The 13246-nt window shown below is 44.9% G+C and carries 15 protein-coding genes; all 15 read right to left on the reverse strand.

Going from position 1 to position 13246, the window contains the following annotated elements; translation table 11 throughout:
* Nucleotides 1–84: 84 nt before the first annotated feature.
* A complete protein-coding gene (locus DW793_RS08810) occupies nt 85–1533 on the reverse strand; it encodes a UDP-N-acetylmuramoyl-L-alanyl-D-glutamate--2,6-diaminopimelate ligase (RefSeq protein ID WP_118157659.1) in 1449 nt (482 codons plus the stop codon).
* Nucleotides 1534–1558: 25 nt separating this feature from the next.
* Nucleotides 1559–3892 carry a penicillin-binding transpeptidase domain-containing protein gene (locus DW793_RS08815; RefSeq protein WP_118157660.1) on the reverse strand — a complete coding sequence of 778 codons (2334 nt, stop codon included), beginning with the start codon at nt 3890–3892 and terminating at the stop codon, nt 1559–1561.
* 155 nt (nt 3893–4047) lie between these two features.
* Nucleotides 4048–4524, reverse strand: a complete 477-nt coding sequence (locus tag DW793_RS08820; protein ID WP_118157661.1) for a septum formation initiator family protein — start codon at nt 4522–4524, stop codon at nt 4048–4050.
* Nucleotides 4525–4597: 73 nt separating this feature from the next.
* Nucleotides 4598–5533, reverse strand: coding sequence for a 16S rRNA (cytosine(1402)-N(4))-methyltransferase RsmH (gene rsmH, locus DW793_RS08825; protein ID WP_022288348.1), 936 nt, complete (start codon nt 5531–5533; stop codon nt 4598–4600).
* Nucleotides 5533–5952, reverse strand: a complete 420-nt coding sequence (gene mraZ, locus DW793_RS08830) for a division/cell wall cluster transcriptional repressor MraZ (RefSeq protein ID WP_256320806.1) — start codon at nt 5950–5952, stop codon at nt 5533–5535. The genes rsmH and mraZ overlap by 1 nt, the downstream gene beginning before the upstream one ends.
* Before the next feature lie 771 nt (nt 5953–6723).
* Entirely contained in the window at nt 6724–7254 is a 531-nt protein-coding gene (locus tag DW793_RS08835; protein ID WP_038670519.1) for an inorganic diphosphatase, read from the reverse strand.
* A 19-nt stretch (nt 7255–7273) separates the two neighbouring features.
* Entirely contained in the window at nt 7274–7837 is a 564-nt protein-coding gene (locus DW793_RS08840) for a hypothetical protein (RefSeq protein WP_022288345.1), read from the reverse strand.
* Nucleotides 7838–8020: 183 nt separating this feature from the next.
* Nucleotides 8021–8266, reverse strand: a complete 246-nt coding sequence (locus DW793_RS08845) for an acyl carrier protein (RefSeq protein WP_022288344.1) — start codon at nt 8264–8266, stop codon at nt 8021–8023.
* Nucleotides 8259–10058 (reverse strand): HAD-IIIC family phosphatase, encoded by a 1800-nt coding sequence (locus DW793_RS08850; protein ID WP_118157663.1) that lies wholly within the window; start codon nt 10056–10058, stop codon nt 8259–8261. The genes DW793_RS08845 and DW793_RS08850 overlap by 8 nt, the downstream gene beginning before the upstream one ends.
* Before the next feature lie 25 nt (nt 10059–10083).
* On the reverse strand, nt 10084–10521 hold the full coding sequence (locus DW793_RS08855) for a GNAT family N-acetyltransferase (protein WP_117904141.1): 438 nt from the start codon (nt 10519–10521) through the stop codon (nt 10084–10086).
* Nucleotides 10522–10541: 20 nt separating this feature from the next.
* The gene (locus DW793_RS08860) at nt 10542–11126 is read right to left on the reverse strand and encodes an L-2-amino-thiazoline-4-carboxylic acid hydrolase (RefSeq protein WP_117897619.1); all 585 of its coding nucleotides are present in this window, start codon (nt 11124–11126) and stop codon (nt 10542–10544) included.
* 2 nt (nt 11127–11128) lie between these two features.
* Entirely contained in the window at nt 11129–11752 is a 624-nt protein-coding gene (locus DW793_RS08865; RefSeq protein ID WP_252969793.1) for an L-2-amino-thiazoline-4-carboxylic acid hydrolase, read from the reverse strand.
* A 35-nt stretch (nt 11753–11787) separates the two neighbouring features.
* The gene (locus tag DW793_RS14635; protein ID WP_167539803.1) at nt 11788–11952 is read right to left on the reverse strand and encodes a hypothetical protein; all 165 of its coding nucleotides are present in this window, start codon (nt 11950–11952) and stop codon (nt 11788–11790) included.
* 79 nt (nt 11953–12031) lie between these two features.
* Nucleotides 12032–12337, reverse strand: a complete 306-nt coding sequence (locus tag DW793_RS08870) for a hypothetical protein (RefSeq protein ID WP_118157664.1) — start codon at nt 12335–12337, stop codon at nt 12032–12034.
* A gap of 684 nt (nt 12338–13021) precedes the next feature.
* Nucleotides 13022–13246: hypothetical protein (locus tag DW793_RS15415; RefSeq protein ID WP_252969795.1), on the reverse strand; the 225-nt coding region annotated here is incomplete at its 5' end.

Consider the following 13246-nt stretch of genomic DNA (forward strand, 5'->3'; position numbering starts at 1 on the left):
AAACGATGCAAACGGGACATCGTATTTCTGCAAAGCAGAAATTGCGCTGCTCCCCTACATAACAAATATGTTATTTTCTATCTCTTATCTACCCTCAGCTTCAAGCTCTTTAAGAGCGTCCGCAACGACTTCTCTCTCGTCAAAATGTATCTTCACACCACCTGCAAGTATCTGATAATCCTCATGACCCTTGCCGGCAAGTACGATTATATCGTCCTTTTCCGCATGATGTATAGCCCAGTGGATAGCCTCACGCCTGTCAACGATAGTTATGTAAGGAGTCGTCTTGCCCTCCAGACCAACCAGAACGTCGTTTATGATATCCTGCGGATCTTCATTCCTCGGGTTGTCGGAAGTGACGATAAGAAAATCAGCATTGTCCGCCGCAGCCGCAGCCATAAGGCTTCTCTTTGAAGCGTCTCTGTTTCCGCCACAGCCGAAAAGGCATTTCACCTTACCGCTTGCACTGTTCTTTATAGCCGAAAGCACGTTCACAAGTGCGTCAGGAGTGTGAGCATAGTCGCATATAACAGTGAAATCTCTGCCCGTCGGAACTATCTCCGCTCTTCCTCTTACGCCCTGCATAGTACCCAAAGCTCTGATAGTCTTATCAACGTCAAATCCAAGGGTCTCACAGCAGGCGATAACAGCCAGCGAGTTTGAAACGTTGAAAAGTCCGGGCATATTGAATGAAACATTGTGCTTTATCTTTCCGTCAGTGAAAACATACTTCACACCGCTTGCTGAAAGCAGTATATCCTCTGCTCTGAAATCAGCCTTTGTACAGCATGAATAAGTTTTCGCAGGACAGCTTATCTCTTTGAGATACCTTCTGCCGTATTCATCGTCAATGTTGATGATAGCGTTGTCAGATATAGTGAAAAGTATCTTCTTAGCCTGATAGTAATTTTCCATAGTACCATGAACGTCAAGATGATCCTGCGTAAGGTTAGTGAAAACGCCTACCTTATAATGACAGCCTGAAAGTCTTTTCTGCTCCAAGCCCTGCGAGGAAGCTTCCATAACAACATAGTCGCACTTTTCGTCAGCCATTTTTCTGAAAAGCTCATAAAGGTCATAAGGTTCAGGAGTCGTTCTTGCAGTAGGATAAACGTCGTCGCCTATCTCGTTCTGACAAGTGCCGATAAGACCAACCTTACAGCCGAATGAAGAAAGCACCTTCTTTATAACAGTTGTTATAGTCGTCTTTCCGTTAGTGCCTGTTACACCGATAAGAGTAAGTTCCTTTTCAGGGTGACCGAAAAATGCCGCACACAGCAGAGGGAAAGCCTCTCTTGTGTTCTCCACGATTATCTGGCAGTCAAGCCCCAGATCTCTTTCGCAGACTACAACTGTACAGCCCTTTTCAATCATGTCCTTAGCAGCGTCATGTCCGTCAAAGGTCTTTCCTTTTATGCACACGAACATCGAGCCTGCCTTGACAGCCTTTCTTGTGTCGCTCGTAACGTCGCTTATCTCCATATCAGGCAGAGAAGTTTCCGCAACGTCCTTTATGATATCATATAGTTTCATAATTATCATTCCTTATCATGGTTTCTTACTGTGAGCCTACCGAGGTCACTGCAAATGTTACCGACACAGCCGTTCCCATTGGAACGCTCTGTCCCGCTCCCACGCTCTGATCGGACTGTGCAACTGCACCCTCCTCCTCATAGCCTGAGCCTTCTGCCGTCAAGTTAAGTCCGTACATATCAAGCGTAGCCTTTGCCTGCTCCTTTGTAAGTCCTTTAAGTTCAGGCACCGTAACAGTTTCTTCCTTGGCGTTTGCTTCTGTATAAAGCACGACTGAGCCGCCATGCTCTATCTTTGCGGCAACAGGCGTCTGCTTAACAACAGTGTCGCCCTCGCCCTTGACCTTGACCTCAAGTCCAAGATCTTCAAGTGTCTTTTTGGCTTCCTCAACAGTATAATACTGAACGCTAGGTACTGAAACCTGCAAGTCTGCAAGCTCGCTCTCGTCATACTCAGGGAAGATCCCCACATAAGGCAGAACGTCTGAAAGCACGTTCACGCATATAGGTGCTGCCACCTGGCTTCCGTAGAATTTCTCGCCTGTGGGGTGGTCTACCATTACGAGCATTACTATCTCCGGATCGTCAGCAGGAGCGAATGCACAGTATGAAGAAACATACGTCTGACCGGTCGGGTCCTCGTCCATTTTCTGTGAAGTACCCGACTTACCGCCTATCCTGTATCCCTTTATATAGCAGTTAGAGCCGGGCTGACCTTCAACAACGCCCTCGAGTATCTCTCTCATAGAAGCGGAGGTGTCCTCAGAAATGACCTGACGTCTTACAACAGTGTCCATTTTCTTTACAATGTTGCCGTTCTCGTCAGTTATACTGTTCACTACCTGCGGTGTAACAAGATAACCGCCGTTTATAGCCGCCGAGTAAGCTGTTATCATCTGTATCGGCGTTACCTTATTTGTCTGACCGAATGAAGATGAAGCAAGCTGAACAGGGCCCATGTTGCTAAGCGGCATACTGATAGAATTGGATTCCGCAGGCAGGTCGATACCTGTCAGCTCGTTGAAACCGAACGCATTGTAATACTGACAGAACTTTTCAGAGCCAAGCTTCATGCCTATCTGAATGAACACAGGGTTACATGAGTTTAGCATTGCCTGGGCAAGATCCTGCGAACCGTGGTCGGTAGTTGACCAGCAGTGAAAAGTCGTGTCCTCCACCTGTATCTGAGTGCCGCAGCCAAAAGTATCATTAAGAGTGATAGCCTTTTCTTCCAAAGCCGAAGCACCTGTTATGACCTTGAATACAGAACCCGGATTGTATGTTTCTGAAACCGCCTTGTTTTTCCACTGAAGGGACCATGCGTCAAGCTGTTTTTGCTTGTAATCGTTTGAATCTTCATCAAGCCCCGCAAGCTCCGCCGCCGTCTTTTCATCGGAGATAGCCGCAGGCTCGTTAGGGTCATAAGGATCAGAAGTCGCCATTGCGTATATCTGACCTGTCTTAGGATTCATTATGATACCGCAGGCTCTGTCAGTAGGCTGATTTTCCTTAACTGCCTTTGCAAGCTCTTTTTCAAGGATATACTGAATGTTGGCGTCGATATTTAGATTAAGATCGTCGCCGTCCTGAGCGTCATAGCTCTGCTTGTATCTGTATGGTATCTCAGTTCCGTCGCTTGCCTTTGCAGTGATTATCCTGCCGTCAATGCCGCTGAGATAATCGTCATAATAAGCTTCAAGACCATATATGCCGTTGCCCTCATAGTCCGTGTGACCAAGCACAACAGAAGCAAGAGTATTCTGTGGATAAAGTCGCCTTGTGGTAGGGTCGCACCTTACGCCGTCAATGCCAAGCTCCGTGAGCTTATCCTCGATAGCCGTGGAAACAGTCTTTTCAACCTCTTTTTTCAGCACGATGTACTGAGTATCCATCTTAGTGAGTTTTTCTCTCACAGTGTTAGTGTCTATCTCAAGATTGAGCGCCAAAAACTCCACAAGTTCGTCAAGACATTCGTCCCCTGATTTCGTTGCGTCAAGTCTTTGCTGATATGTAGCCTTCTTGGACGCGTCGTCCTCTTTGGCTATATATCCTTTAAGCTCCTCTATCTTCTTGTCGTTGTCATCAAGCTTTTCTTTGAGCATAAGAGGGTCTGCATAAACAGTATAGACCGTTGCGCTCTGAGAAAGCACCGTTCCGTTTGAATCATAAATAGTGCCTCTTGACGCTGAAACAGCCGTGCTTTTAAGCTGCTGAGCGTTTGCAAGGGACTGCCACTTCTTGCCGTCCTTTATAGACACCGAAAATATGGTCGCAACCGTATATATAAGTATCGCCGCCACAGGCAGGCTCAGCCAAATATTCAGACGTTGTTTCATTCTGGCACTTGGTCTGTCGGTCATAAATATCTCCTCTCAGGACATCACCGTACATACAAAATCTTCAATAATTTAGCATGATACGGCAAATATCGTATTTTCACACATACAAATTAATAGAACAAGAAAGCTAAGCACAAATATCTTGTCCCTAACTTTCCCCATAATTATTTTATTCACTAAGCCCCGATATATTCCAGAACAGAGCTGAACCAGTGTTTTATCTTAACGAACACATTGTCGTCCTCGGCCTTTACCACCTTTGCCACCGAGTCTGACTCCACAGTAACATACTCTATCTGAGATTTATCCAGCTTTTTAAGTCCCAGCTCATTCTCAGCATACTCCTCGACCTTTGACATATTGGTCTTCTGAGCAAGCTCTGACTGTAAGCTTACATTCTCTCCCTGAAGCTGAGCAAGCTGTTCCTCCTGTCTGGTCTGCTCCGAACATAGGCTTGATATTTCGACTCTGCCGTATATCATCGTTCCAAGAACAACAGCCACTATCAGACAAATGCCTATCACAGTTACTACCGATATGGTTTTCTGCTTTAGTGCAGGGTTTTTCTTATATTTTATGGCTCTCTGAGCCTCCGCCTCCTGAGCGTTGTCATAGGCACTGTAATCAAATGCCAAGTTATGTACCTTTGCCATTGCGGTAAAACACCTCTCACGATCCACGGGCAAGCCCGTTATTTACACATTCCCAATTTCACACAAATTCCACTCAGTCCTTGATCTTCTCGATCACCCTGAGCTTAGCGCTGCGGCTTCTGTTATTCTCCGCAAGCTCCTTTTCATCAGCCTCTATAGGCTTTCTGTTCACAAGCTTTCCCCTAGGCGTTCTTCCGCATATGCACTGAGGAAAATCAGGCGGACATATACAGCCCTTGCAGAAGCTCTGAAATCTCTGCTTTACCAATCTGTCCTCCAGCGAGTGGAAAGTGATTATGCAAAGCCTGCCGCCCACGTTAAGACAATCGAATGCCTTGTCAAGAGCGATATTCAAATGTTCAAGCTCCTTATTTACCTCTATCCTGATAGCCTGAAAAGTCTTTTTGCAAGGGTTTTTCTCACGCCTTGCCTTCTGCGGAACTGCGCTTTTTATTATCTCGGCAAGCTCCATAGTTGTCTCTATCGGTTTTTGTTCTCTGTATTTTACTATCTTAGAAGCAATGCTTCTTGAAAACTTTTCTTCGCCGTACTCGAAAATTATCCTCGCAAGGCTCTGATAATCATATCCGTTCACAACGTCCTTGGCGGAAAGCCCCTCCCCTGACATTCTCATGTCAAGAGGTGCGTCATTGTGATAGGAAAAACCTCTCTCCGCATTGTCAAGCTGATAAGAGGAAACGCCCAGATCCATAAGAATGCCGTCAGCACCGCTTATTCCGAGCCTTTCAAATATCTCGTCTATCTCAGAGTAATTCCCTCTCACAACAGTCGCAGGATAGCCTGCCAAACGCTCAGTCGCAGTTTTCACCGCCTCGGGATCTCTGTCTATAGCCACAAGCCTGCCGCCCTTTTCGCCGTCAAGCCTTTTAGCGATCTCTCTCGAATGTCCTGCTCCTCCGGCAGTGCCGTCGCAGTAAATGCCGTCAGGTCGAATGTTCAAACCCTCCAAGCACTCATCAAGCAGTACGGGAATGTGGTTAAATTCCATTAAAAATCAAGCCCCTCCAGAGCTTCCATAAGCTCGTTATCATCAATGCTGCTGTTGAAATCGTCCCAGCGCTTTTTATCCCATATCTCACATCTGTCAGATACTCCGGCCACAACGATCTCCTTTTCAAGCCCTGCCACCTCTCTCAGTGACTGCGGAACAAGTATCCTGCCCTGCTTGTCAGGCTCGACCTCGCACGCCCACGCCATAAAGCTTCGCTGTAAAGCTCTCGCCTTAGCCATAGGCAGACTTCTGATCTTTTCGGCTCTTTTCTCGAAATCCTCAAGGGAATAAACGAACAGACAGCCGTCTATACCTTTAGTTACAATGAACCGCTCGCCGATAAGCTCTCTGAGCTTAGTAGGAAAAGTCATTCTTCCCTTAGCGTCCATAGTCTGATTGTAAGTTCCTTTAAGCAAGCACGCCTGCAAGCCGTTCACCTCCCTTGACCAAGTTAAGCAATGAAATGCCACTTTTGAAGCACTCATCACCACTTTTTTGCACTTTTAACCACCGTACAATAATTATACACTATATTATAGAAAATTGCAACAGTAATATTTCCCAAAGTGAATTTTTGCAAGGGATTTTTCTTGGACACTTGGTCAATTTAAGAGAGATTTTAGGGGGATTTTGTAACTTTCGCCTTTTAATTTGTCACCGTCTTGTAATTTGTAAACTTTTAATTAATTTTACATCATACAATATCTTGTGGTGTTTTAAACATTTACACCTGTATAAAGATAACAGATATTTCCGTAAAACTCCCATACATTCACATCGTATTGACCTTATAAAGTTATTGTAACACAACATATAGTATACGTCAATAGGTTTTGCGAAAAAAAGCACAATTATTTCTGACGCTGTGACAGAAAAAGCAAGAAGGGTGATGAACGGTAGAATATAGTGTCGCAAAAAGGTTAAAATTCGGTAACAAGGAAATTTGTTTTCTAATTTAATTATTACACTATCCGATTTTGTAAATTTTCATTGCTTAGATAAAGAAAATAAAGATTGAAGAGGAATGGAGCGTGAGAGAGGGTTTTTAACGTTAAACAGCCAAAAATAATAGTAAAATTGCACAAAACCGCAAAATAAAGTGGCAAAAAAGGCAACTGCAAGGGTAGAAATACAATATGCAGTAAAAAAGCGGACGCACCTCGGTGCGTCCGCCAAGCCTCAGTTATTTACTTGCAAAAATTCTCAATGTATCTGTCGATACACTGTGCCACGATCTCAGTAGCGTGTTCACGATCCTTAACATCATCGACCACAGTGTCCTTGTGTTCAAGTGCCTTGTATACCGAGAAGAAATGACACATCTCATCAAAAATGTGCTTAGGCAGCTCTGAAATGTCCTTATATATGTTGTATGTAGGATCATTGAGCGGAATGCAGATTATCTTCTCGTCAGCCGCACCATTGTCAAGCATGGAGATAACGCCTATAGGATAACAGTCAACCAAAGACAAAGGCGCAAGCGTTTCCGAGCAAAGCACAAGTACGTCCAACGGGTCGCCGTCCTCTGCATACGTCCTAGGGATAAAACCATAGTTTGCAGGATAGTGGGTCGATGTGTAAAGTATCCTGTCCATTCTCAGAAGACCCGTGGTCTTGTCAAGCTCGTATTTTACCTTTGAGCCTTTTGGTATCTCTATTACCGCCGTGAATTTTTCCTTTGTTATCACCTTTGGTGAAATATCGTGCCAGATGTTCATGTACATTCCTCCTGTATTTTTATTCAGCCTCGTACATACCCTCAGACTTTAGATTTTCAGGTATGTCAAAAACCGTTTCGCCGTCCGCCTCAACGCATGAGATACAACCGGCGTTGTCCTCGTTTATCAAATCCCACAGTGTTACAACTTCATCTTCGCCCACAACGTCTATCCCAAGCCTGTCAAAAAGCTTCTCAAGCTTCTTTGGATTGCGTGAGTATATCTGAAATTCCTGATAGTCTGTGAAATATATCTCCTCGTCATTCTTGTGCGAGCCAAATCCAAATCTCGATACTCCGTCATTTACAAGCACAGTGCCGTAACGCTTCATTATGGCAAGGGCGACCTCTTTCGTGCAGTTATCAAGATAATAGGTCTTGTATCCATCTCTCTCGCTGTCAGGAAGCTCCAGAAAGAAGAATATAGGCTCAGCGAGCTTCTCTATCACACCGCAGGCGACCTTCGCCATGATGTCACAACTCAGCACACCCCTTATATTATCCCCCTGAATGTGGCAGCAAGACCGCAGTTTTTCCGCTCCACCCACAGATACGCCCTGACAGAGGGTAAAATTATCTTCCATAATATCCTCCGTAAAATAGTTTTATTACCAATAGTATAAACCATTTTCGCAGATATTTCAAGTATAACCTATGAATTTACATTAAAAGTTTACGGCAGTACAGCCTTTCAGCCATACCGCCGCTAGAGATCACAAAATTCATAAAAAGAACAGCGTTCTCACGCATATTTCGCAAACAGCCTGTTACTTGCCTCTCTGCTCAATAATGCCGATCATCTCGCCCACATCTTTCATACCCGAAACTTCGCCCATTTTGAACCTCATCTTGAACTCGTCCTCCACCGCACCGATAAGAGTGATATGCTCGATAGAGTCCCAATCCTCGATATCATCAGCCGTGGTGTTCTCGTCCACCTCCAAAGTATCGTCATCAAAAACATCTCTGAAAACATCATCAAGTCTTTCAATTATCTCGTCCTTGCTAAGCATAATGCTCCTCCTTCACCTTTATAACAGTATTTTTATCCTCATACCCATCAACTAAAAGCCGCCAAGCCGTGTTGCCCTCTTCGTCCTGAGATATCTTCTCAAAGCCGAAGCTTTCATAAAGCCCTGCCACCATTTTATTTTTCGCCGTAGGGTAATAATGCCCATATATCTCCCTTATGCCACGCTTTTTCGCCTGTGCCACAAGACTATCCAGCATAGCAAGCTCCATATCCCTTTTCAGCACACGGCATGACATCAGCCAAAGCTCGATATCAAGCCTGCCCTTGTCCTCGCTGTCTGTCTTTCCGATAGTCACCGCCACAACGCCGTTGTCACCGAATTTGTCATAAAGCTTTCCATACAGCCTTATGTATTCATCAGAGTTATAGACCGCCTCCATTTGCTCCGCAGTGTATCTCTTTGTGGTGAGATTGAACTGATTGCTCTTGTTGGTGAGCTGAGTTATCCTTTGCAGATACAAAGGCGAAAAATCCCCTATCTCTGCCGTCATTTCAAGACTCAAAAGATAATCATGATAATCCGCAAACCTGCTCTGCGCCTTTGCACGCTGAGCGTTCGCCCTGTACATATCATTGCGTTTGAGATCGTCCTCCGACAGCGTAACAGTTTCAAAATATCCCGAACGGTCAAGCACTCTTATGTAGTCCGTGACCTCTCCTATCTCAGGCACAGCCGTTCCCCCAAGCTGTCCCCTGACTATCTCCCTCTCCGCAGGGTTATCGTCCACAAAAACAAACGCCTCAGAAAGAATGTTAAGCTCCTCAGCCGTGTCAACGATATTTTTGTCCTTTGGCAGCCAGTTGGCTTTTATCGCCACAAAATCATAAGGCCTTAGCACGCCCTCAGGGTGTGAAAGCCCTGCCAGAGCGTTCTCTTCCTCGTTTTTGGAGCATACCGTCAAAAGCACGCCCAGGTCCTTGTGCGCCTTAACATACTGCTGAAACTCAAAATAAGCCATTGCCTCAGCCGTTTCCTTGCCTATCTCCAGATTTTCCACACCGTCGTCACCAACGATGCCGCCCCAAAGAGTGTTGTCAAGGTCAAGAGCCAGCGCCTTTTTGTTCTTGCCAAAGATAGCCTTTATAATATTCGCCACCTGAAAAGCCAGTTCAGGTATAGCCTCGATATTGAGAGCATATTTGTAGAGATACCAATATTTCGGCTCGCTCCACTTTTCAAGCCCATATGCCGCTGACAGCCAGTTTATATCATTGAGATAAACCTCCGGCCTCCGGGCTATCCTGTCATACAAAGCCGAATTGAGCCTTGTGACGAAATTCACCTTTCCACGCCTGTCGGAAGCGTCCATGTTTCCCATAAGGCGGAAAAACGGAAGTTCAAAATTGTTCTGTATCACAGGACAGCCGAAATGCTCTTTCACTCCGTCCCAAGCCTGAGAAAGCCTGTCAAGCTCAGCGTTCAACCCCTGCTCTATCTCCTCTTCACCCGACCTAGGGGTAGGTGAAAAGCTGAGGTTTCTAAGGCTCGTGTGTATATAAACGATATCAGGCTTAAAGCGGTCAAGCTCCTCGTTTGAGAACACAGCGTCCTGCCAGAACTGTCCGTATTCCGATTGATAGAACTCACATTCAAAGCCCATGTCAAGCAAAAACAGCTCCAATACCGACACAATATCGTCCGTAGTCGAGCCGCCCAGCACAGCCACCCTCTTTTTCAGCCGCACCGTTCCGTCGCCCAAAAGCTGCCTTTTCAGCGCCCTTTTCTTTTTCATTATAAACCCATTGTCAAATGGATACTCCAACTCTTTCATATTGCCCTCGCTTTTTATATATGACCTATAGATCCGATTCTCGTTCCCATATCATTTCATAGTCTTTTTCACCGGTAGCTTCGTCCAGACCCTCGCATTTTATATCAAAGCCCTCTCTCTCGTAAAAACGTATCGCCCGAGTATTTTTCTGATAAACGTTTAAAGACAGTTTAGCTTTTCTATCTTTTGCATAGTTCAGCAACAGTTTTCCTATCCCCTGCGACCGCACTTCTTCTGAAACAAAAATGCCCTCGATATATCCACCATTTATCCCGATAAAGCCTTGTATTTTTCCATTACATTCGTATACATAAACTTCCGCCTGCGGCAGCATATCTTTTACTGGCTCAAAATTATCATTCCAGTATTGAGAGGAAATAAAGTAATGTGCATTCAGATTGGCGTTTAGCCATATATCAGCCACCCTGTCAATGTCCGATTTTTGAAGCTTTCTTATCTGCATGATAATTCACCAAGCGCCCACTACTTCCTAAACATATGAAAATCACAGCAGTCACCGCCGTACCCCAGCGTCTTAGTCCTGGTAAACCCTATCTTTTTAAGTCCGCCGTATGTAACATCATCAACATCACAAAACAGCCTGCAAAGCTCCTCACAGCCGTTTTCAACACAAGCCGTGTGCCAAAGGCACTTTGTTATGGTGACGTTGAAATAATCCTTACCATGCTCCTGAACGCTCTCCTGAAGATCAGTGGTGCGCATTATCTTCAAAAATACCCTGCTGTATATCGCATAAAACCCAGGCACTATCTCCATTTTCACCGTGGAAGAATGTTTCTTCGCCGCCACTATCTCCAGCATATATTTGCGCATATACTTGTATACATCATCATCAGAAAGCCCCGCCGCAATGAAACTCTTGTAAAGGGCTATCCTCGGCAAAATGGTCTGTATAAGCGTTTTCATCTGATTTTCCGTCTTGCCCTTTGTGTTCCCGATGATTTCCCCAAGAGCCTTGTCCTGCATCTCAAACAGCTTTCCGCCCCTGTCATTACCGAAACTCTCTGCCAAAAACGCCTTTATCTGCTTTTGCTGTTTTATTTTCATTTTCACCGCACCTTTCTGCTGTCACTTCTTCCTGCTGTACCTAAAATCGCAGTATGATGCACCCTCAGCAATAGTCCCCGTCCTAACGAGTTCATGTTCATCATGTCCGCCAGCACAAAATCCATTCTGCATATGTAAGCCGCCAGCTCAGGACACCCCTCGTCCTTACAAAGCTTGCACGCCCCACATTCGTGATAATCATACCCAAGGTCATATTCACCATTGCCCGGCAGAATATCCACCACCCAATCGTTCTCATATAACCTCTTGTGGCTGTCTTCCGACCATTTCAAACGCCCTGGCATCTTCTTAGGGTCAAGATAACTGTCCACATCACCCATGACCTTGTGAAAAAGCTTTGAAGCGCAAAGCCCGTCACGGAATATCTCAAAATTCTCCTCCGCAGACTTCCCTGTGCTCCTGTTCATGGCAATGTAATAGCTCGCCATAATGTACGAACTCAAAAGCTTTGACTTACCAATATCCTTAGCCCTCGCAACTATCTTCCCATGTTCTTCCTCTATCTTCTTAGCCACCTCTTTAGGAAAGCCTCTCCTTTTAAGCTCCGCCTTTACCACACTGTGATAAAAGTGAAATATCATCTTCACACTAAACGTATTTTCCATATTTTCACCTTTCTATCCGTTAAACAACGCCAACTCTATTCCCGATTATCCATATTGTAAATAACGCAAGCAAACCCGGCTATCACCGCAAACAGTATCGCACCGCCCATCTCCTCCTGCAATGCCGCCCCGACAAAATAGCCAGCCATAGCCGCAAAAAACATGATAACAACAGCCGCCACCGTCCTAAATTTTTTCATAACGCTCAACCTCCAGCCTATCTCATATTATCCAAAGCCATACGGCAAACCTCGTCCGTTAGTTTCACCTTACCCAAACCTACAGCACACAAACCACAAACCAGTACATATAAGGTACCAGCGTCATAATGATATCATAAACTGCAAGAATTTTTCCCGACAGAGCATGACCATTCGCCGTACCCTTTTTCCAAACCAACAAACTGTACAGCACGCTCACCGCAATATGTATCAAACCACAAGCAAAAATTATCCAATGAAAAACATCGTCCTGAAACTTCCCCTCACTGCCTGTCAGCTCAAAGCTAATGATTACCACCCAGCCCAAAAGGTCATTTCCCAGACCACTGATAACATGAGCCGCTATAGCCAAAAATTTCTTCATAAGCATACCCCCTATGCCAAAAGCATCTAATTTTTATTTTCTGATAACTCACATTTTATCATCAACCTGCACAAAATCCGCCCCACAAATTCGTGCAAACAAATGATTTATGTTTTAATTTGGCAATATTTCTGCAATTGTTGCATTTTTTATGCAACAAAAGTGGTGATTTTCGGGATAAGTAGAAAGCGTTTTGATACTTGCGGGCACGTACAAGCCCTGCGACTTAGTGAAACCGAGGTGAGTTTCTGGAACAGGCTGTAGAGAACTTGTGTCAAAGCGTGGGTGTGCATTGCGGTATTTTGTGTATACGCAACCAAGGGCATAATACTCAATGTCACACCCCGAATGTAACTTGAAAATCAAATAAAAAAATTCGGACACACTCATAAAATTACGGCAACAAATCTGTAGGGGCGAACAGCGTTCGCCCGTCGAAGAAACAAGTCCACGATTACAACCATTGTAGGACAGAACAAAAAACTATCCTATCACGCTTGTAGGGGCTGGCGCCCTCGACAGCCCACTCGGAGGTGTAATGCTGTGATTGTTGTATCTTTGATGCCAAATTATTTTCAAGGTACATTATTGTGATATTCCCCGATAATTCAAAGGGCAAGAAATAGCGGGCTGTCGCATTTTTGTGAGCTTGCAAACAGAAATTTCGCCAAGCCCCTACAATTTTTATTGATAGTTTATTCCTCCGCAAAATCGCTCCGCTCTTTGCGTATCTACATTGCGCTTAGGGCTAGAAAGGCGGTGCAGATTTAATTCTCCGATATCACTTTTATCTGATATTTGACTTCTATATGCTTTTGATACTACAATCTGCACCTTGTCGGCTTGCGCCGAATGAGGCTCTGCCTCATACTCCGCTAGGGGCTTTGCCCCTAGACCCCACAAGCCCTC

Source organism: Ruminococcus sp. AM31-15AC (genome assembly GCF_003462045.1).
GTDB classification, from domain to species: Bacteria; Bacillota; Clostridia; order Oscillospirales; family Ruminococcaceae; genus Hominimerdicola; species Hominimerdicola aceti.

Excerpts from the sequence above, each read along its gene's own strand:
- DW793_RS08810 (WP_118157659.1), bottom strand. The coding sequence starts at position 1,533 with ATGAAACTATATGATATCATAAAGGACGTTGCGGAAACTTCTCTGCCT.
- DW793_RS08815 (WP_118157660.1), bottom strand. The coding sequence starts at position 3,892 with ATGACCGACAGACCAAGTGCCAGAATGAAACAACGTCTGAATATTTGG.
- DW793_RS08820 (WP_118157661.1), bottom strand. The coding sequence starts at position 4,524 with ATGGCAAAGGTACATAACTTGGCATTTGATTACAGTGCCTATGACAAC.
- rsmH (WP_022288348.1), bottom strand. The coding sequence starts at position 5,533 with ATGGAATTTAACCACATTCCCGTACTGCTTGATGAGTGCTTGGAGGGT.
- DW793_RS08835 (WP_038670519.1), bottom strand. The coding sequence starts at position 7,254 with ATGAACATCTGGCACGATATTTCACCAAAGGTGATAACAAAGGAAAAA.
- DW793_RS08840 (WP_022288345.1), bottom strand. The coding sequence starts at position 7,837 with ATGGAAGATAATTTTACCCTCTGTCAGGGCGTATCTGTGGGTGGAGCG.
- DW793_RS08845 (WP_022288344.1), bottom strand. The coding sequence starts at position 8,266 with ATGCTTAGCAAGGACGAGATAATTGAAAGACTTGATGATGTTTTCAGA.
- DW793_RS08850 (WP_118157663.1), bottom strand. The coding sequence starts at position 10,058 with ATGAAAGAGTTGGAGTATCCATTTGACAATGGGTTTATAATGAAAAAG.
- DW793_RS08855 (WP_117904141.1), bottom strand. The coding sequence starts at position 10,521 with ATGCAGATAAGAAAGCTTCAAAAATCGGACATTGACAGGGTGGCTGAT.
- DW793_RS08860 (WP_117897619.1), bottom strand. The coding sequence starts at position 11,126 with ATGAAAATAAAACAGCAAAAGCAGATAAAGGCGTTTTTGGCAGAGAGT.
- DW793_RS08865 (WP_252969793.1), bottom strand. The coding sequence starts at position 11,752 with ATGGAAAATACGTTTAGTGTGAAGATGATATTTCACTTTTATCACAGT.
- DW793_RS14635 (WP_167539803.1), bottom strand. The coding sequence starts at position 11,952 with ATGAAAAAATTTAGGACGGTGGCGGCTGTTGTTATCATGTTTTTTGCG.
- DW793_RS08870 (WP_118157664.1), bottom strand. The coding sequence starts at position 12,337 with ATGAAGAAATTTTTGGCTATAGCGGCTCATGTTATCAGTGGTCTGGGA.